Annotated in this window: 19 protein-coding genes; 4 read left to right on the plus strand and 15 right to left on the minus strand. The window is 36.9% G+C overall.

From position 1 onward, the window contains the following. Positions 1–13: 13 nt before the first annotated feature. From GKP30_RS06660 to GKP30_RS06675, 4 genes are all read right to left on the minus strand, one after another. Positions 14–1,387: a HAMP domain-containing sensor histidine kinase gene (locus tag GKP30_RS06660; RefSeq protein WP_216828640.1), complete on the minus strand. Its 1,374-nt coding sequence runs from the start codon at positions 1,385–1,387 to the stop codon at positions 14–16. After that, positions 1,388–2,056 carry a response regulator transcription factor gene (locus GKP30_RS06665; protein ID WP_216828641.1) on the minus strand — a complete coding sequence of 223 codons (669 nt, stop codon included), beginning with the start codon at positions 2,054–2,056 and terminating at the stop codon, positions 1,388–1,390. A gap of 216 nt (positions 2,057–2,272) precedes the next feature. After that, positions 2,273–5,377, minus strand: a complete 3,105-nt coding sequence (locus tag GKP30_RS06670; RefSeq protein WP_216828642.1) for an efflux RND transporter permease subunit — start codon at positions 5,375–5,377, stop codon at positions 2,273–2,275. A 20-nt stretch (positions 5,378–5,397) separates the two neighbouring features. Continuing rightward, positions 5,398–6,801 (minus strand): efflux RND transporter periplasmic adaptor subunit, encoded by a 1,404-nt coding sequence (locus tag GKP30_RS06675; RefSeq protein ID WP_216828643.1) that lies wholly within the window; start codon positions 6,799–6,801, stop codon positions 5,398–5,400. Positions 6,802–7,191: 390 nt separating this feature from the next. On the opposite strand from GKP30_RS06675, the gene GKP30_RS06680 reads away from it, so the two are divergent. Together GKP30_RS06680 and GKP30_RS06685 are read left to right on the plus strand one after the other, a co-directional pair. Beyond that, positions 7,192–8,310 carry an acyltransferase family protein gene (locus GKP30_RS06680; protein ID WP_216828644.1) on the plus strand — a complete coding sequence of 373 codons (1,119 nt, stop codon included), beginning with the start codon at positions 7,192–7,194 and terminating at the stop codon, positions 8,308–8,310. Between the two features lie 29 nt (positions 8,311–8,339). After that, positions 8,340–9,428: a serine hydrolase domain-containing protein gene (locus GKP30_RS06685; RefSeq protein WP_216828645.1), complete on the plus strand. Its 1,089-nt coding sequence runs from the start codon at positions 8,340–8,342 to the stop codon at positions 9,426–9,428. A 40-nt stretch (positions 9,429–9,468) separates the two neighbouring features. On the opposite strand, the gene GKP30_RS06690 is transcribed toward GKP30_RS06685, so the two are convergent. After that, positions 9,469–9,858 carry a VOC family protein gene (locus tag GKP30_RS06690; RefSeq protein WP_216828646.1) on the minus strand — a complete coding sequence of 130 codons (390 nt, stop codon included), beginning with the start codon at positions 9,856–9,858 and terminating at the stop codon, positions 9,469–9,471. A 28-nt stretch (positions 9,859–9,886) separates the two neighbouring features. Next, a complete protein-coding gene (locus tag GKP30_RS06695) occupies positions 9,887–11,407 on the minus strand; it encodes an NAD(P)H-hydrate dehydratase (protein WP_216828647.1) in 1,521 nt (506 codons plus the stop codon). Between the two features lie 223 nt (positions 11,408–11,630). On the opposite strand from GKP30_RS06695, the gene GKP30_RS06700 reads away from it, so the two are divergent. Beyond that, a complete protein-coding gene (locus tag GKP30_RS06700) occupies positions 11,631–11,780 on the plus strand; it encodes a hypothetical protein (RefSeq protein ID WP_216828765.1) in 150 nt (49 codons plus the stop codon). A gap of 111 nt (positions 11,781–11,891) precedes the next feature. On the opposite strand, the gene GKP30_RS06705 is transcribed toward GKP30_RS06700, so the two are convergent. Continuing rightward, positions 11,892–12,326 (minus strand): hypothetical protein, encoded by a 435-nt coding sequence (locus GKP30_RS06705; RefSeq protein ID WP_216828648.1) that lies wholly within the window; start codon positions 12,324–12,326, stop codon positions 11,892–11,894. 145 nt (positions 12,327–12,471) lie between these two features. On the opposite strand from GKP30_RS06705, the gene GKP30_RS06710 reads away from it, so the two are divergent. Beyond that, positions 12,472–13,308: an MBL fold metallo-hydrolase gene (locus GKP30_RS06710; RefSeq protein WP_216828649.1), complete on the plus strand. Its 837-nt coding sequence runs from the start codon at positions 12,472–12,474 to the stop codon at positions 13,306–13,308. Between the two features lie 5 nt (positions 13,309–13,313). Here GKP30_RS06710 and GKP30_RS06715 read toward each other — a convergent pair whose 3' ends face one another. From GKP30_RS06715 to GKP30_RS24000, 8 genes are all read right to left on the minus strand, one after another. Next, positions 13,314–13,976 carry an NUDIX hydrolase gene (locus tag GKP30_RS06715; RefSeq protein ID WP_216828650.1) on the minus strand — a complete coding sequence of 221 codons (663 nt, stop codon included), beginning with the start codon at positions 13,974–13,976 and terminating at the stop codon, positions 13,314–13,316. Positions 13,977–14,106: 130 nt separating this feature from the next. Then, positions 14,107–14,730 (minus strand): hypothetical protein, encoded by a 624-nt coding sequence (locus tag GKP30_RS06720; protein ID WP_216828651.1) that lies wholly within the window; start codon positions 14,728–14,730, stop codon positions 14,107–14,109. A 63-nt stretch (positions 14,731–14,793) separates the two neighbouring features. Further along, positions 14,794–15,504: a gamma-glutamyl-gamma-aminobutyrate hydrolase family protein gene (locus GKP30_RS06725; protein WP_216828652.1), complete on the minus strand. Its 711-nt coding sequence runs from the start codon at positions 15,502–15,504 to the stop codon at positions 14,794–14,796. A 190-nt stretch (positions 15,505–15,694) separates the two neighbouring features. After that, positions 15,695–17,440 (minus strand): acyl-CoA dehydrogenase family protein, encoded by a 1,746-nt coding sequence (locus GKP30_RS06730; protein WP_216828653.1) that lies wholly within the window; start codon positions 17,438–17,440, stop codon positions 15,695–15,697. A 4-nt stretch (positions 17,441–17,444) separates the two neighbouring features. Continuing rightward, positions 17,445–18,932: a class I adenylate-forming enzyme family protein gene (locus tag GKP30_RS06735; protein ID WP_216828654.1), complete on the minus strand. Its 1,488-nt coding sequence runs from the start codon at positions 18,930–18,932 to the stop codon at positions 17,445–17,447. A 182-nt stretch (positions 18,933–19,114) separates the two neighbouring features. Next, a complete protein-coding gene (locus GKP30_RS06740) occupies positions 19,115–19,513 on the minus strand; it encodes a MerR family DNA-binding protein (protein WP_216828655.1) in 399 nt (132 codons plus the stop codon). 523 nt (positions 19,514–20,036) lie between these two features. Next, positions 20,037–20,204, minus strand: a complete 168-nt coding sequence (locus GKP30_RS06745; protein ID WP_216828656.1) for a hypothetical protein — start codon at positions 20,202–20,204, stop codon at positions 20,037–20,039. Positions 20,205–20,219: 15 nt separating this feature from the next. Next, positions 20,220–20,450, minus strand: coding sequence for a carboxyl transferase domain-containing protein (locus GKP30_RS24000; RefSeq protein ID WP_216828756.1), 231 nt, complete (start codon positions 20,448–20,450; stop codon positions 20,220–20,222). Positions 20,451–20,548 lie beyond the last annotated feature (98 nt).

The raw sequence follows: 20,548 nt of genomic DNA on the forward strand, positions 1-20,548 counted from the left end.
CACCTTCAACACATTAAAGGGATGAAGGTGCCTGGTACCCTTTATTCGGGATCTTTATGATAAAAGTAGAGCCTAGTCCTTCTTCACTTACAACTCGAATAGAACAGCCGTGTAATGATAATATTTTTTTAACGATAGATAATCCGAGTCCATTTCCTTTTACCGAACTACTTCGTGCTTTGTCTACTTTGTAAAAGCGCTCAAATAAGTGAGGGATAGCTTCCTCTGGAATTCCTTTCCCCGTATCTTTAATACTTACGATTAGTTCATTCGAGCGTTTCTGTAAATGAATTTCAATTGTACCTTGATCATCTGTATATCTAATTGCATTGGTAATAAGGTTTAACCAAACTTGCTCAAATAAATCTTGATCAGCAAGTACTTCAGAAGATTCCAGATCTAATTTAATTTTTAAATTTTTCATTTTCCATAGAGGTTCCGTTGCTAACACCGTTCTTCTAATTTGTTCATCGAGCTTATACTTACTAGGATGGTATGGGTGGTGCTCGGAATCTAGCGAAGCTAAACGTAATAAGTTTTCACTTAACCTCGAAAGACGCTCCGTTTCTTGATAAATGATATCTAAATATTCTTTTTGATGATCTTTAGGAATAACATCGTCTCGTAATGCTTTTGTAAAGCCTCGTATGGATGTAAGAGGTGATTGTATTTCATGAGAGACGTTACTAACGAAGTCTTCACGCATTTTATCAATTTTTCCTAACTCTGAAGCCATATAGTTAAAGCTCGTAATCAATTCCCCAACTTCATCCTTATCCTTACTCTTTAATCGAACTGAAAAATTCCCTGTCGCCATTTCCTTTGCTGCATCAGTTAATTTTTTAATCGGCTTCACGAAGTACCTTGAAGCAAACAGGATTAATAAGCTACCAATAAACAGAACTAAAAATAACGTAAAAAAGATGACACGTTTAATTGCATACACTTCTTCTTCGAAATTAATCCGAATAAATAAAGCATTCATTTCATTTGCTATTTTGATCGGCATTCCTACAATCCTTGTCGCATCCATGTCGTGGTGTGGAAGAATATAAGGTTCCATTTCAGGTGATTGCAGGATCATTAAAACGGTATCCGTATCAATCGTAAAAGAAGGGTCTGTAAAAGAATGCGTGACCCCATCTTCATTTATGATCATCAGTTCAAAATTAAATTCGCTTAATGTCTCAAATAACTCTGGCATCCTTTCAACTTGGGTAATTTCAACAAGCTCAGCAACACCATTTGTCATTTTCTTTACTTCATCATCTATAAAGATTTCTCGATGAAAAAACAAAGAATTGATCAAATAGGAGATAAACAAGCTTATGATTACAACACTAATAAAGGTACCAACAATTCGCAAGTAGAGGCTCTTTTTAATCAATTAAACCTCCTCGAGGCGATAACCAAGCCCTCTAACTGTCGTTATTGTCAAATCTGGGAAAGACCCTAATTGCTCCCTTAAACGTTTAATATGAACATCAACGGTCCTTTCATCACCATCGTAATCATAGCCCCAAATTTTCTCAATTAATTGTGTACGTGTGAAGATTTTACCTGGTGAACGGGCTAACTCAAATAATAATTCACATTCTTTTCTTTTTAAGTGCACTGTTTCGTCATCTGTTTGTACGATAAGTCTCTCGATATCAATCGTAGTAGACCCCACCTTAATTACATTTTCTGAAATAGAATTATAACGCTTTAAAAGGGCATTCACTCGCAGTATGAGTTCGACTGGATCAAATGGCTTCACTAAATAATCATCTGTCCCCGCATTAAACCCTCTCACTTTATCTTGTGATTCCCCTTTAGCCGTCACCATCAAAATCGGAATATTTAGAAAGGAGCGAATATCTTCAGTTAATACAATACCATCAACGTAGGGCATCATCACATCAACAATAGCCAAATCAACTTGTTGTTCGGAAAGAATTTTTAACGCCTCTCTTCCGTCAGACGCTTCAATAACCGAAAAGTGGCTATTTTCTAAATATAATCTAATTAGTTTTCGAATATGTGCATCATCATCAACTACTAAAATGGTGTTCATAAAATCCAACTTTCTATAAGAGCTTTTTTATATAAGTTCTAAGTAAAAACTATAAGAATGTTTTAGCATTTTTTGGATAGCGTAACTTAATACGTCTTCAAAAGCTTTACCTATAAACAAAGGATGGAACGGGTCCACCCTTTGTTTTAACTTCCTCCCATTTCGTATGAACATCTCAAAGTAATGGAGGTTATAGTACTAATGAAGTAAATTTAATTATGCTTCTACATCATTTTTTTCTTTTTGTCGGTTAAATAATCTTTTCCACCAATTAGTAAAGTTATCAGTGTAGATATAGATTACGGGTACCAGAACTAACGTAATAACAGTAGAGAACGTTAGACCAAATACAATAACAGTTGCCATTGGAGCTTGTAATTCAGCACCTTCACCAATTCCAATTGCTAATGGAACCATCGCTAAAACAGTTGTTAGCATCGTCATTAAGATTGGACGTAACCTAGTTGGTCCTGCTTCCAAAATAGCTTCTTCTCGCGTCATTCCACGATCTCTCAGCTTGTTAATATAATCTACTAAAACAATCGCATTGTTTACAACAATTCCAGCTAACATAATGACTCCGATAAATGCAGGAGCACTTAAAGGACGGCCTGTAATTAGGAAGCCTGCCATTATACCAATAAAAGTCGCTGGAAGACTGAACATAACGATAAACGGATATAGCACTTTCTCAAATTGGAACGCCATAACGGCATAAACTAGGAAGATTGCTAATGTTAAGGCAAGTGCTAAGTCAAAAAATGCCTCCATCATCATTTCATAATCTCCACCAATTTGATAATCATACCCTTCTGGGAAAATGTACTGATTCAATTCTGTTTCAACTTCAGCAATTACACTGCCTAAGTCACGTTCCATAATGTCCCCAGTTACTGCAACCCCCCGTGTTTGGTTTTGTCGGTTGATCACATTAGGACCATCGGCTTGAACGAAATCAGCAATTGTTGAAAGAAGAACGGTATCACCAGTAGGCGTTACTAACGGCAAGTTTTGCAATTGTGTAAAATTCTCACGGTTTTCTTCAGGTAAGATAACTGTAATGTTTACTTCTTGACCTTCAGTTCGCATAAGTGATGCGACTTGTCCGCTCACACTGCTTCTTACTGTATCCATTACTTCTGCATATGTGAAACCATATTGAATAGCGACATCACGGTCTACATGAATTTGCATCTCTGGTCTTGTTTCTCCCATGGAATGCGTAACATTTTTTGTCCCTGGAATGTCACTAATGATTTCACTAAGATCATCAGCAATGACCTTAAGTGTATCAAAGTCTTCTCCTCTTACCTCGACTTCGATTGGGTTCCCTCCCATTCCATCACTTTCGAATGAGAATACATTTAACTCAATATCGGGAAGCGTTTCGGCAAATGCAGCAAAATCTTTTATGACTTGATTTGTTGTTACTTCTCGCTCACTAGCAGGAACTAGACGAATATAAAAATCACCGCTATTTGAGCCACCCCCAGCTCCCATCATACCGCCGCCACCTATTGAAGTATAAACAACGTCAGTGACACCTGTATCTAATAAAAACTCCTCTAGTTCCGCAACTGTTGCTTGTGTTTCTTCAATTGCAGTTCCAGGGGGCAGTTCAAAGCTTGCTGAAATCTCGCCCTGGTCAAACGCAGGCATTAACTCCAGACCGACAAATTTTACTGTACCTAGACTGGCTACTAATAAAAATAATGTCCCAAATGTAATTGTTTTTTTATGATTTATCGACCATTTTAAAACACCACGATATTTATTATTAATACCTTCTAGAAAATGACCAATTTGAACACTTAATTTCCCTAAACCTTTAGGGTCCTCTTCAACTTTCATTTCTGGTAATAAAAGTCCAGAAAGCATAGGTACGATCGTTAATGCTACAGCTAGTGAGGCAATTAACGTAAAGCCTACCGTTAAGGCTAGAGGTAAAAAGAGTTCAGCTGCAATTCCTTGTGTAAATAAAATTGGAACAAATACGACGAGGCTTGTCATCGTTGAAGCGATAACTGCAGACGATACTTCGGAAGCCCCTTTTATTGCCGCTTCTTTTTGACTGTACCCACGTTCGCGGTACTTATATATATTTTCTAATATAACAATCGAGCTATCTACTAATAAACCAATACCTAGTGCGAGACCACCTAATGTGATAATATTAACTGTTTCTCCCGCAAAGTATAGGAGGGTGAAAGCAGATATAACCGCGATTGGAATAGACAATCCGATAATCAATGTACTTCTGAAACTTCGTAAAAACAGTAAGAGCACAAGCACCGCCATGGCGCCACCAAGAATCATATTCATCGTTACACTTTTTATTGACTCTTTAATAAAAATAGAAGAGTCCATAATAGGTGTTAGTGTAACCCCCTGTGGCAGTTCTCTTTGTAATCGTTCAATTTCTCTATTCACAGCATCTGCTACGTCTACCGTGTTAGCATCTCCTTGCTTGGAAATATCAATGCTCAATGTAGGCTCTCCGTTGACATAAGCAAATGAAGACATCTCTTTAAATGTATCTTTTACTACAGCAATATCTGATAGTTTAATTGTTTCCCCTGTACGAAGCGGGATATTGATATTTTCGATTTCAGAAATGGTTCGGAATTCACCGATCATCCGTAGTGGCATTTCTTCTCCACCACGTTTAATCTCTCCTGCTGGAGCACTTCTATTTTCCCCACCAATCATTTGCGATAATTGTGATATCGTCAACCCGTTGTTTTGCATGAGCGTCAAGTCTGGTTCAACTAGTATTTCTCTTTCTTGAGCTCCAGTTAAATTTACAGATGCGACACCGAGAATACGTTCCATTCGTGGAATAATATTATCTTCTGCAATGTTCGTTAGTCTCGTTAATTCCATATCTGCTGAAATACCTATTTGCATGATCGGGAATTGATTAGGGTCAAAGCGCATAGCACTTGGTGAGCCAGCACCATCTGGTAGTGTAGTTCGTACCATATCAATCCGATCCCGTAAGTCTAGCATAACTGCATCTAAGTCTGTATTAAAATCATACATTAAGATAATTAACGATTGATTTTGAGTGGAAATCGACTGCATTGTCGACAAACCTTCTGTTGCACTTAAGGCTCCTTCTAGTGGTCTCGTTACTAAATTCTCAACTTCTTGTGGTGCAGCACCATTATATGAAGTGGCAACAGCCGCAATTGGTAAATCTAAGTCTGGCATTAAATCTACTTTTAATCCAGACAACGACACGCCCCCAAGAATAATCATAACGAGAGCGATGATGATGACACCAACTGGCCGTTTCACCGATTCTTTAATTAATTTCATTTAGAACCCCCGTTTTGCGTTTACGCGTCTTTTTCTTCAATTTCAACTTCAATTTCAACTTCATCTTCAACTTCTTCAATTTCATTGTGCTCTGCGTCTTCAGTTATTTCGTCATCTTCCGTTATTTCCTCTGTTTGAGACTCAAACGTTTGACCAATATTATTTCGGATATTAATGAGTGCTCCATCATAAAGCTGATGAGTTCCTCTTACGACAACATATTCACCTTCTGCTAGTCCACTTTCAACACTAAACATTTCTGATGTTTCATTAGCGATAGTAATAGCACGTCTTTCAACTCTTTCTCCGTCAGAAGTTACATAAACAATTCGTTCGTTATTTTCAGTTGATACAGCATTAGCAGGGACTAGGATTTCTTCAACCGCAAAAGAAGGCTTAATAATCACTTCTGCAAGCATCCCTATTCTTAGGTCATCATCTGGATCAACCAATGCAATTTCTACAGGATAAGCACGTGATTGTTCAGCAGGGATTATACTAATATGTCTAATATTACCCTCATACGTTTTGTTCATTGAACGAATATGAACATCGACCTTTTCACCGACTTGTAAGTTAGGCAGGACTGACTCATTTACATTTAACTGAACAACTGGTTCATCCATTTGAACAAGTTGTAATAATGGAGCTTGTGGAGAAACCATTTCACCTACAGATACGTTAAAGTTACTAATTTGACCAGCCATGGGGGCACGTACTACGGCATGTGTTTTTTGTTGCTCTGCCATTTCTACGCCAACTTTAGCTTGCTTTACGGAGGCCTCTGCAGCTGAGATTTGATCTGTTCCTCGTGCTTGTTGTAACGCCATTTCAGCTTGTTTCACTGCTGTTTCAGCTTGTTTTTTATCACTTTCTGTCGGCATATTACTTCCTAGTATACTTTTAAAAACGCCTTGTAATTCTTCTGGTACCTCATCAAGGTCTATATCTGCTTGGCTGTCTGCGTTTTTAATCATCTCTACTACATCTTTCGCTTGTTGAAGCTGTAATTCGGCTTGCTTAATACTTTGTTCTCTCATAGATTTAGCACTTTTTAAATTGGCTTCAGCTGCTTCTAAACCAGCTCGTGCTTGAGATATGTTTAGGTCGACATCTGTTGCATCTATTTCAATCAAAACGTCGTTTCTTTTAACAGTATCTCCGTTTTTAACACGAACAGTCTTGACCTCACCAGCTAACATAGGTATAACTGGAACAAGCTTACTTGCCATAACATTTCCAGGAAGCTTTAGCTCACTAACGAGTTCACCTTTTTGAATTTCAGCAATTTCAACTGGATAACTGATTTCTACCTCTTCTTCTTCGACTGAGCTAGTAGTTTCAGAGTTACATCCAGCTAGTCCAAAACTTAATACCATTGTCGTTGCAAGAAGTCCAACTCCTACACGTTTTCTAAATTTCATGTTCTTGACCTCCATCTATCATTACAAAAATAAATTACACTTATCTCAACTTTAACGATTGTAACACTTTAAGATGAACTGAATATGAACTGGAGAAAAAAATACGTGTCAGGCACCTTTATCATATTAATGTGTTAAAGGTGCCTGACACCCAATCATAAGCTTGTCGCTTTTAAAATTGGCAATAATATGTTAAATTCATCATATTTACAGCTCTACTGTTGCAGTCTGGATGAGAAATAAAACTATACTAAGACTTATTTAATTTATCACATCTAATCAGTAATCTCATTTAAATATGCACTGGTGTAAATTTAACCTATTTATAGACAAGAAAACGTCAAGGCCTATTCCAAATTCCAAAAGAAAAAGAATAGAGAGAGATGTTGAATGGATATGAAAAAAAAGCATGTAAATGAAATATTTTTTTTAAGAAGCATCGCTTGTTTAAGTATCGTTTTGCTGCACTCGATCGCATGGGGAACGGAGCATATAAGACATTTATCCAAGCTTCCTGAATTTTTATTAATGATATTAGACTCTGTAAATGTATTTTTATATTACGGGACACCTGCGTTTATTTTTATAACAGCTTTTATTCTCGGGTATAGTTACGAGGGCAAGGAGATTGCTTTTAAGCCGTTTATGCTAAAAAGAGTAAAATTCATCCTAATACCTTATTTATGTATGGCTGTGTTATATGCCCTGCCGTTTTTACTAATTTCACTAGAACAATTTACTTTGAAAGTATTTTTAAACGCTGTAATAGGTGATTTCCATGCCTATTTTGTGTTAATTATTTTTCAATTTTATTTTCTGTTTATCTTATTCAAGAAATGGTTTGACAGTCGTTCGCCTTCCCTTGTTATTGCAGGCTCTCTAATCATCAATATAATCTATTTATCTATTTTCAATTTTACTGATCCTATAAATGTTTGGTATAGCGAATATATTTGGGAACGTTTTTATTGGATCCCTTTCCCTGGATGGATTTTTTATTATTCTCTTGCGTATTATACGGGGCGTCATTATCAAGCCATGATTACTACAATAAGTAAATACAAAAACTTAATATTAGCAGCACCAATTATTACAAGCATTTCCTTACTATCCTTGTATCATAGTGAGGTCATTATTATTCACAGTTCAAAACGAGTTGATATTTTACTTCACACGATCAGTATTATTGCATTAGTAATCTATATCGGTATAAAACTGAAAAAAATTCCGAGCGTTCTTATGCTAATCAGTAAGTACTCTTACGGGATATATTTATTGCATACACTCTATATGGCAGCCCTTATTTTGTTCTTTGCTCTCACCTCTATAAATCTAGGAGTTTTTACAATTATAATCCTATTCTTTGGGAGTATAATTTGTTCAATTTACACTATCTATATACTTAACCTATTTTCATTTGGAAAATATATAGTTGGAAATGTTAATGTTAATCAACAATCAACTGTGAAGACTTCTAAATCAAATGTAAATATGCGAGGCGTCACTTAAAAACCTACTAATTTAAGGATGAGTTTATCATGTTTGGTAAAAACAAATGGCCAATAATTATAATATCTGGGATATTTTTTACAATTATCTACACCTTTGCAGGGTCAAAAAATTCAACACCTTTGAATACAAATTCAAACTGGGAACAGCATGAAACACCCGAGAAGGCAGGGTGGTCATCAGAACGGTTGGAAGAAGCTAAAAGATATTATGACACCTTAGGTTCAACAGCTGCAATGGTAATATACGATGGGAAAATTCTAGCTTCCTGGGGAGATGTTACAAGAAAAAGCAATATTCATTCTGTCAGGAAAAGCTTTTTAAGTGCACTTTACGGCATTCACATTAATGAAGGCACCATCGACATTCATGCCACATTAAAAGACTTAGACATCATGGACAATGTTCAACTTACTGAACAAGAACAACAAGCGACAATTGCTGACTTGCTTACATCCCGTTCGGGTGTTTTTCTAACCGCGGGTGAAGAGTCGTTATGGATGAGGTGGACTCGACCAGATCGCGGCTTACATTTACCAGGAACTCATTTTTACTATAACAACTGGGACTTCAATGTTTTAGGAACGATTTTTAAAGATAAAACTAATACTGATTTGTTTACAGAATTCAAAGAAAAAATTGCGATTCCTATTGGGATGGAAGATTATTCTGTTGAGGATACCTCTTATAAACTAGAAGTCAATCGCTCGATCCATCCTTCTTTTTTATTTCGAATGTCAACAAGAGATATGGCTAGATTCGGCCAATTATATTTACAAAATGGAATGTGGGAAGGTAAACAAATCATTCCGAACGACTGGATTAAGGAGAGTACGAAGGTGCATACCCCAGTAATGAATACAGAAGCTTATGGGTACGGATATATGTGGTGGGTTGCGGATACAGAGGAGTTTAGTGATTTAGGTCTTTATTCTGCGATCGGGAGATACGGACAATCAATCGATATCATACCAGAAAAAAAACTCGTTTTTGTTCATCGCGTAAACTCTGATAATCTCCTCAATCGCACGATCAAGCAAGTGAGTAATAAAAAAAGATTAACGTTATTACAAAAAATTCTCGATGCACAAGTGTCAGAACCAGAATATGAGGAATAGGGACGTCCAGTAACGTCCCTATTCTTGCGCTTTTCTAACGTTATAAGTTTTTTTGATCAACATTCAATTCAATAATATGACCATCAGGGTCGCAGCAAAAGATCTGTGCAAAGCCACTTTTGCTATAACGATTTTCTTTGTGTGGAACATTGTGCTTCTTAAGCCATTCTAGTGCTGCATCGTAATTTTCTACCCTCAATGCAAAATGAGCGTCACGCGTATTAATTTCATGGTTCTTCTTAATCATCTTAGACTCTGGGAGCACGATTAGATGTATTTGCTGATTTCCGACTTGGAACCAAGCGCCAGCAAAATCAAAGTTAGGTCGGTCTAACTCCTTTAATCCTAATATTTCACTATAAAACGATTTTGCCCTTTCTAAATCTGTAACTGGCAAACTAACATGATGTAATTCCTTGTATGTAATCAAAATAGAACGTCCTTCCTATCTGTAGTATTTATTTCAGTAATTTTAGCGTTGCTGGGAGATGTTCAATAAGGTCCGTTGCGAGCACATCCATCTTAGTATGTTTACCTTCAATTAATAAATCTGCTGATTGGCCATGAACAAATACTGCATTACTAATGGCTGCTTGAATGGACTTGTGCTGCAACATAAAAGCAAGAATAATACCCGTAAGAACATCTCCAGTACCACCTTTAGCTAGTGCTGAATTTCCTGTTGGATTTACAAACTGTTCACCACCAGGTGTCGTTACAATCGTAGAAGGCCCTTTTAATACTAGATAAACTCCATGCTCTTCAGCAAACTTTTTAGATAGTCCAAATCGGTTATTCTCAACGTCATCAATGGAGACTCCACATAACCGTGCCATTTCTCCTGCATGGGGTGTTATTACAGTCGGTTTCGAACGGCTTTTTAAAAGGAACAACAATTCTTTTAAATGAAACAAAGCATCCGCATCTAAAACAACTGGCATCTGTTGCTTTAAAGCAACTTCTACTACTTTTTGTCCACCCTTCGTTCTTCCCATCCCAGGTCCAATTGCAATTACATCAAACGCATTAAAGTTAAGGTCCACCTCACCTTTAAAATGTCCGTTTTCGGAAGCACATGGCATATACATCGCTTCTAAAAAATGAGTTGCTACAATAGGATGAATGACGTCTGGTACCGCAACCGTTAGTAAACCCGCTCCGCTTCGTAACGAAGCTTTTGCAGAAAGCATGATAGCCCCCGTCATACGCTGTGAACCACCGAGCAATAGTCCTTTTCCATTCGCGCCTTTGTGTGAATGAGCAGGTCTATTAGGTAAGTATTGCTTTACCTGCTGTTCTGTCCACAGCATTCTTTTTTGTGCACACTCTTTGCCGACTAACGGAGGTATACCGATGTCAGCAACTTGTACCTCACCATAAAATGAAGCTGCTGGATAAGTATAAGCGCCCACTTTAGGGTATTGGATTGCAATTGTCGTTTCTGCTTTAACAGCTAACGTTACTTTTCCCCCGTCAGCTGGTACACCACTAGGAATATCTATGGAAATGACTTGTCTAGACTTTAATGAATTAATCTCTTGAATTATTTCTTCATATGGAGAACGCAGGTCACCTTTTACACCAATTCCTAAAAGACAATCAATAATAACATCGTAAGTAGACAATAACGTAAAAAATCGTTCTTCATTACCAGAAAAGTAATCAACACGGTACCCCGATCTTATGTATACTTCTAAAGCATGCTTTGCTGCCCCTTTTATTTTTTCATATGGCGGTATGACCCATAGTTGGACAGTATATCCATAGCTTTTTAAAATTCTTGCAATTACAAACCCATCACCGCCATTGTTTCCAGCGCCTGCAAGGACTACAATAGGTTGATGAGCATTTATCTTTTCCATTATATGCTTTGTGACTGATTGTCCAGCACATTCCATTAATGTATCTTCACTTATTCCGATTTGTTGGAAAGTGTAATTGTCAATAGTATACATTTCTTCGGCAGTTACAATTCTCATTTGATCACCCCCAAATCTTTTCTTACCTTAATCATAATTACTTCATGTTCATTTTGGTAGTGCATTCACATTTTCTATAAATTTTATTGAGTGAGAGCTACAAACTTTTAGACTAAATATTAAAGGCTCTTTACTTAAAGAATGTTGCTTAATGCTTAAGCATAAATTCTATTGATAATTGCCATCATATGAAGTGAAGATATTATGAGTAGGAGTGAATAAATTGACCAACAACAAAAAGCGAATGAACCAGAAAAACGGAAGTCAAAAAGGAAATCCATATAATGATGGAATGACTTCTGATAATATGTTATCAAAAGAAGAGCTAGAAAAAGCAATTTCGCCAACAGGCAGACAAAATTCGCAACAATAATTCCTGGCTTAAACTCAATCTAATCCTGAAAAGCTAAGACAATTATCCCCTCATTTAAGAAGCAACTATTATAAGTTGTATACAGAGGGGATTTTATTTTAATTAAAATATTTATCCAAATAGATACATCGCTTGGACAATAAAAGTTACTAGTAGTAGCACACCAACACCAACGTGCTCTGCATCTGGTACAATATGATTTTTTATTTTCGGTAAAAATTTATAGGTTCTCATAAAATACTGCTCATAATCTTTTCTTACGGTTTTAGGATAACCAGTAAAATAAGGAAACCACCAAGCAAATACATGCATTATGAGTATGATACTTGTTAAACCAAAACCAACCCACACACTCCAGCTTGTATTATAGTAAAAACATAACGCAATAATAATGAGTGGAGGATAATTTCCTAATATTTCAAATTTTCGTAAGCGCTTATCTCTTGCCTTTATATCATTAAAAGGAAAAAGATCTACAAAATCAATGATAACTTGGTAAAGCAAAAACACTAGAGGGGAAATAATCGTTAACACATATAGGTTCATTTTTTGACTCCTCATACTAAAAGTAGTTTCATGACCCTATTTATTATGTTGTTTAACTAGTCATTTTTAAGAAGGAATTTCTTGAAAGAAGAAGAATCGTTAGTAAATGGTAGTTTGATGTAAAAAAAGTGAAAGGAAGGTGTTTATGCAATTAGGTCATAAAGCGAAAATCATTCAAGTTCCTGTTCCTACCCCAACGTTATACCCCCATACCACCACAAATTGTTACCTAATCGGTAACGAGTATGAAAGTTTACTAGTTGATGCAGGGTATGATCGTAAAGAGACGAAGGTAGAAATTGAAAAAGCAATCGAGCAAAATCATCTAGCTAGACCAGAAAAAATTATTCTTACCCATTCCCACCGTGACCATGCACCAGGCGTTCGGCAATTAAGCGATTGGTCACCCACCGTATACTGTCATAAAAATGAAAAACGAGGAATAATCGAAGCCATCTCACCTATATCAAAGATCTCATATATAGCAGATGAAGCTACTTTAAATATAGCCTCTCTTAAGCTAGTAGTGCTTCATGGGCCAGGACATACATCAGGTCAAATCAATATATATATTCCTTCCGAACAAATCTTACTAGCTGGAGACAATATTGTTGCTGAAGGAACAACATGGATTGGACCACCCGAAGGAAATATGAGTGAATATATCCAAACCCTCAATCGCTTAAAACGCCTCAAGCTGACATGTATTGGACCTGGTCACGGGCAATGGATTAAAAACCCTTACGAACAACTCGAATTCGTATTAAAACGGCGACTTCAACGTGAAAATCAAATCAAATCTTTATTGGTTAATCATGAGTATCTAACCGCTACTCAACTGACTGAAAAAATCTATGAAAATACCATTCATCCTAGTGTTTTTTATGTTGCCAAGAAAACAATAGAAGCCCACCTCATTAAACTAATTAATGAAGGTACTGTAGGACAAAAAGACCTAAATTATTTCATCGTAGGTTCCTAATCACTCTAGCCATTTCTTCTTTGTCTCTCGGGCATCATCAGTGGCTCTCCTTGTTGGTGATTCACCAAGGTACGAAGTGAAATAACGGTTGGGGATACCATCGGTAACTCACCTTTTTCATATAAGGCTAATGCTTCTTCAGGAGTAACCCAAAAAGCGTCATCAACTTCATGAAGGTCAGGTTTTGGGCTTTGTCCATCAGGGAGTTTAGCAAGAAAAAAGCGTGTATCAAAGCGCGCAGGGTTCCCTTTTGGAGTTAGCCGATAACCGAAATACTGTAAGTGACTAAGGTTAAGAAAACATTGTTCACGAGTTAATATATCTAAGAAAGATACTTTCCCTTCTAGTAAAAGACGGCGATATTCCATTTCTTGTTCTACTGTAAAATTAACGGGTCGTCCGCCTTTTTGCGTTCCTAGAAATATACCAACTTCTTCGAATAATTCTCTCGCAGCTGCTACATAGTGGGCAACGCTAAAAGTCTCAGATGAATTATGGTTTATAATATACTCGCTGCCTACTATGTAGTCTTCTGGTTCAACTGCTCCACCTGGAAAAACGTAATAACCACCTAGAAACTTCATAGTTTTTGGACGTTGCGTTAAATATACTCTTGATAAATGATCCATCAATACAACCGTTGAGGCAGGTTTTGGAATAACAGTCATTATTACCTCCTTTTTTGCTGATTTATATGGGTTAGATACCTAACAAAAGTAAAGCTTATTATATATAATATTCAATTTGTTTGACTTGTTTCCCTTCTTCTTAATAAATCAATTGTCTATTATAAAATCATTATCTAATCAACTTTTTAATACTGGTACGATCATAGTTTCCATTTACACCTGGTTTTGCTATAAGATACTCAACAATATTAGCATCGTCTAGCTTTACATGCTTTTTTAACCCTTCTATGATCATGCTTAAATATGGTTCTGACGGTTTTTGGAAAGGAACATCTAAGTCCCAATCAGCCGTAAACGTAAAAATCGGATACCCGTCTTCTTCACCTACATATAAAATTGTTCCATACCACGAATCGCGAAGAGTTTTATAAGTTTCTTTTTTTACTTCATCTAAATTTATCTCTAATTCTATCCCATTATTTTCTTGTTTAACGACATCAAAAAACTGTTCTTCTGTAATTAAATATTTACGGCTATACGTTCGTTGATCTTGATCTTTAGTTAAGCCGATGAAAGCGACACCTTGTTTTTGCCACCTATCAGCGTTTTTTGCAAAATACATTGGATAGTGGATAATATGAGACGCTTCTTTTTGTGGGAGCGTATCGTCTCGACAACCTATTTCTTCTTTATTAGACCCTTCAGGTTTTCCACCTCGTATATAACATAAAAATCGATCTTTACTTAAATTTGAACCGTAACTGGCGTACCAAACATATCTCTTCTTTTGCATCAATTTATTCCCACCTTTAAAAGTATTATAAAGAAACTTTTTACGAAAAATTTGCTAATTTACCTAATGAGTGCATTTAGCTATAAACGCCTTAAATAACTCAGCCATGTTTGGATCATTGCTTGCCATTTCTTCAGGGTGCCATTGGATCCCCACCATGAAGGATGCACCAACCCCCTCAATCGCTTCAATTACACCATCTGTGGCATTGGCCACCACCTTAAAATTGGCTGCTATCTTGTCAATTGCTTGATGGTGCATACTATTAACACGTGTATTTGTTACTTTTAAAACATCGTATAACCAACTATCCTCATTGATCTTAATTTGATGAGTTGCTTCGGGTCTTTCTGCCAGTTGAAAATGCTTAATAGCTTCTTGGTTACTGGCCTCAATATCTTGCAAAAGTGTTCCACCGAAAGCAACATTTAATATAGAAATTCCTCTACAAATTGCTAAGATTGGCTTTTGTGCTTTTTTTACTAGTTCAATTTCCAGTTGGTCACGTTTATTATATGTTTTTTGTAACAACGGATGTGGAGTTGCACCGAAATGATATGGGTCCACGTCTTCACCACTACTTAAGATAATACCATCACAAATTGCAACCCAATCCTTGACCATTTCTACTGGACCGATTGGGATTACTATTGGAACTCCGCCAGCCTGCAAAACCGCTTCAATATACTTTTCATGAACATGCACTGATGATAGATTATTATGCTTTTCAACCGTACTAGTAATGCCGATTACAGGTCGTTGTTGAGGAAGCACACGATCATCTCCTCTGCAAAGATGTTTACTGTAAATTTTAAGTCCAAACTATTTTTCGCTTTTAATAGTTGGTTCATACATTATCTACCAACCCAGCTGTTCCATGGAGACGAATAAAAAGCACCACACCTCTGATATCACTTGAGTGAAGTTTGGCAGAAGTGTGGTGCAATATTTATTTAGTTGGGTTTTAACTAGAGTGTTTTCCGAAGCATACTAACGCTTCAAAAACGCCATCTGTAATACTTTCGTTTGCTAGAATACCGCGGTCAGGAGAGCGATCAAATACGAGCTTAATCCATTGTTCTACAGCTAGTGCTCTGCGACCATCGGAACTCGTTTCAAGATCATATTGAGCTTCCTCAAGTAAGTGAACACCTGCATAAACATCGTACATAAAGTCTGCTAGCTTTTTCGCCAAGGCTGTTTGTGTGTATTCATCTTGACTCAATGTATGAGTGAGTAATTCCTCAACACGGATAACTTCTTGCTGAAGTGAGTTCTTATAATCATTTAATGAAGGATTATTTATTTGATCAAGCGTTTCACGGAGATCCTTTATAAAACTACTTGGACCTGCTTTTTGTAACGTCTTTAAAATTTCTAGTCCTTGAATATTGGCTGTACCTTCCCAAACTGGGTTAACAACAGCATCACGAAGGAGACGAGGCGTTACATACTCTTCGATATAACCATTACCACCGTGAAGCTCTAAAGCGTCCTTTGTTGCAGAAACACCTAATTCACTGCCACGGTATTTCACTAATGATAGTAAAATTCTTAGTAATGTGTAATTCTCAGCATTTTTATTATCAAACGTGTGAACGTCATCAAACAATTTAATCATCTGTGCAGAAATTGCCCAGCTTGCTTCAATTTCTGTAATCATCTTCACTAATGTTTCACGAACCATCGGAAAGCGGTTAATTCGTTGTCCGAAAGCTTCACGATGTTCAGAATAAATTGCAGCCTCGAGAAAGGCACGTCTCGCTAATGCGACACCAGAAATCCCTGTTCCCAACCGAGAAACATTCAGGGCTTCTGCCATATATTTAAAGCCTTTATCCTCATCACCGATTAAATAACCAACTGCATTATTAAAAATAAGTTCACCACTTGCAACAGCTCGAACACCTAGCTTATCTTTTAACCGGCGTATCGTTATATTATTTCGCGTTCCATCAGGCAACGTGCGTGGAACAAGGAATAAACCAAGCCCTTTAGTTCCTGGCTTATCGTTCACTCGTGCTAAAGCGATTGCTACTTCAGCATCACAATTACTCGCAAACCATTTTTCTCCCGTTAATAAATAATGATCACCATTTTTAACAGCAGCAGTTGTAGCGGCCCCAACATCAGACCCCCCTTGAATTTCTGTTAAAAATGTTGCTCCTTCTTGATGTGTTTCTGGATCCCATGACGCTAGTAGTGATAAATAATCTGCCCTTTGTTGTTCAGATCCAAACTTTTCAAGGACAAACGCTGCTGATTGAGACAATCCAACAGGACAAGTAAATCCAGGTTCTGTTTCACACATTAAGTAAATTAAGATAGCATTAACTAGGAACGGTACTTTTTCAGGTGCATTTTCATCATAGCGATAAGCAACAACTCCTGTTCCATATCCATCCTTAACCGTCTGGCGATAACCTTCGTTGTACCAAACCTCGTTTATTTCTTCACCCTTCTTATTATATCGGATTAATCGAGGTGCACCATCACGGTCGGTGTGTACCGCACGTTTATCCATCGGTCCTGCCGCTAAAGCCCCTGTTTTTGTAAAAGCCTCTTCTACATAATTAAAAATCGCACTAGATAAATAACGTTTAGCATAGCGAGTTAAAATAGGATCATCTGTATACCAGTTGGCCTCATTCCCACTTTCCCATTTTCCGTATTCAAGCTTGCTTTGTTCTTCGATCACGTTTTTCCCCATTCTCTTACATCTCCTTTACTTTTTGTTTTAGTAGCTTTCCACTAGCGTTAAATGGCAGTTCTTTTACAAAACTATAAATACGAGGATGTTTATAATCTGCTAAGTGGTTCTTAACATAACCTTTTAAATCTGCTTCAGAACAGTTTTCATTTTCCTTTAAAACGATAACGGCTTTTACTGTTTCGCCCCACTCTTCATCTGGGATTCCAACAACACATGCCTGATATACGGCAGGGTGCTTAGTCAACACCTCTTCAACTTCTCTCGGATAAACATTCACACCACCAGGGATGATGATATCCTTTTTACGATCAATGATATATACGTATCCGTCATCGTCGGTATAGGCAATGTCCCCAGTGTACAGCCAACCATCCTTAACAGTTTCAGCTGTCGCTTGCTCATTGTTATAATAACCTAGCATTAACGAGTCCCCTTTTAGCAAAATTTCACCATATTCGCCTGGGGCTGTTTGTGAACCGTCTTCACGTATTACTTTCATTTCCATATTAACAGTCGCTTGTTTTCCGATACTTCCTGACTTTATTAAGTGCTCTTTTGGTCTTAGCATACATCCATTAGGTCCCGCTTCTGTTAAACCGTAAACTTGATAGAAGTTTGTATTTCCAAATGCGTTTGCAACATATTCGTACGAAGCTAAAGGCATCGCACTACCTCCGTATGCAAACCCTCGCATACTAGAAAAAACATAATCTTTTATATTTGGTTCTTTAGCAGCCAATAAATAGGCAACTGGTGCCGCAAAGGTGAATGTTGTTTTTTCTTTATCAATCCATTCTAAAAATGCTTTCGGTGCAAAATCACCAATGACAAAAGCGGCTCCACAGTATAAAGGGGCAATAAAATAAGCATTTAACGGCGCCGAGTGAGATAACGGCATCATGGTGAGAACTTTATCATCCCTTGAAAAGTTCTGTTCGATGGCTATAGCGGCTGCTACTGCTGCCATTCTCTCGTGAGAAAATAAAACACCTTTAGGTACTCCTGTAGTTCCTGATGTAAATAAAATTTCGCAAATATCGGTTGTTTTCATAGAGAGGTTTAAATCTGACTTTTCAAGTTGCATAGATTCTTCACTTGCACTTTCAATCGTATGTAAATAAGCTGGTGACCATTCCTTGACCATTTCCTTAATGACATTGATGAAAACGCTTTCAAAAAGAAGTCCATTAGCATCAACGTTTTTTAGAATAGTACTAACCTCGCCTGCTGTTAATCGAGCATTAAGCGGCATAACGGTAGCACCTAATTTTAATAAAGCAAAATATGAATACAAGAAGTGCTCATTATTTCTCGACATAATTGCGACTCGGTCACCACTTCCGATACCCTGACCTTGTAAGTAACGGGCCATCTGATTTGCCTTTTCATTCATTTCAAGATAACTTAAGCGGTTTGTTGAAGTAATAAATGCTTCTTTATTAGGGAATTTCCTCGCATTTCTTTCTAAAAATCCATGAATCGTCGTCATTAAAGTCCTCCTTGATTTGATAGAATAAAATCTTACTAGAATAAGAGTTATAGTTGTCGTTAACGTCAACTTATGGAAATTTTACCATTCGGATTTTGATTTGTCAAAATATTTATTCATTTCCAATGGTAAAAAAAAATCTCCCTATAGATACTGAAAGTAACTATAAGGAGATTTTCAATTTATCCCTTCGGTGAGTTCGTATTTTCTTCTAAAAACCGTTGGCGATTAGTTTCAATCTCGGTTCTCATCACTTCTAATTCATGAATTTTTTCTGTAATTTCAGCTATCTTTTCATCAGCATATTGTAAGATACGCTGTTTTTCCTTTTCACCTGTCGGGTTTGACTCATAAAGGTCAATCATTTCTTTAATTTCTTCTAATTTAAACCCTTGGCGCTTTCCACGCAAAATTAATTTTAACCTACGCCGTTCACTGTCTGTAAAATAACGTTGTTGCGTTGGACCTTCTCGTTCTTCGGATTTTAACAGACCGACTTGTTCATAATAACGGATCGTTCTTGATGTAATATCAAACATCGAAGCAATTTCACTAATTGAGTATTTATCTTTTCTTTCCATTGGTTCTCCCTTTTTCTATTCCCAATTTTAAAACAAACTTATCATTATTCAACACTATTGTCAAAAGAGTCAAAAAAGAGTGTGAACTAAGTATTTGTGCCTTACTAAATTCGCCAAATTAGCATTTCACCTTTAATATCTGCTTATAAATAACTTCATACTGCTTAACAACAATATAAATTCTCCGTTAAGACCCTATCTGTAACTTTAATAAAAGTAGTAGTATAGGTAAGATCCAAACTGATCGATCGTTTATAACATTAAAGCCCAACTTAAGAAGCATTAAATAATATCCTATTACCATCAATTCATTTAATAGTGCTTCAGGACTATCACTAGCTTTTAATTCCCGAAGACAAGCTAAATGTACTCTCCTTCACTGATAAAGATAAAGAACCTACTCTCCTGACAGCCACGCATACTGTAAATTCAAACCATGTTCATTCGTCATTTCAGCACAACCAACTCCAAAAACACGTCGAAGGATTATTTCGACCATCGTCATTTTGCTTGCTGATATTCCTCATTCCCCTTTTCGGATCATTCCCTTTTCTTCAGATGTAAGACCTATAACCATTTCAGGGTGATCTACTTCATCGACAACTGGTAAGTGAAACATTTGACATAGATCTAAAAATCGCTTTAACTTCTCCGAAGTTAGCCCTCTTCTATTGACGTATGGGTAAGACACGGACAGGATACCCATTTAACTTCGCAACTCACGGTTATTGTACCTCCAACCATAATAATTTCCCTTAACAAAATTGAATTTATAGCAGATAATATTTGAAATATCGCGAATTTTATAGGGGGACCTACGATGTTTAGGAATGATTGAAATCAGTCTTTCCACTCTGCGATTAGGGTCGTCTTTACTCTCAATGATTGGTGGAGCTTGCCAATCGTTAGAAGGTAGGTATGATAAAAATGTTTGAATTTGTGAAAATGCCTCCTCTTCGTACTAAACAAAAATATCTATCGCTCTACTTGAGCATTCACTTGTACACTATCTAACTCCTCCTTCGTTAATTCCTG

It is taken from the genome of Alkalihalobacterium elongatum (genome assembly GCF_019024285.1).
Taxonomy (GTDB): domain Bacteria; phylum Bacillota; class Bacilli; order Bacillales; family Bacillaceae_F; genus Alkalihalobacterium; species Alkalihalobacterium elongatum.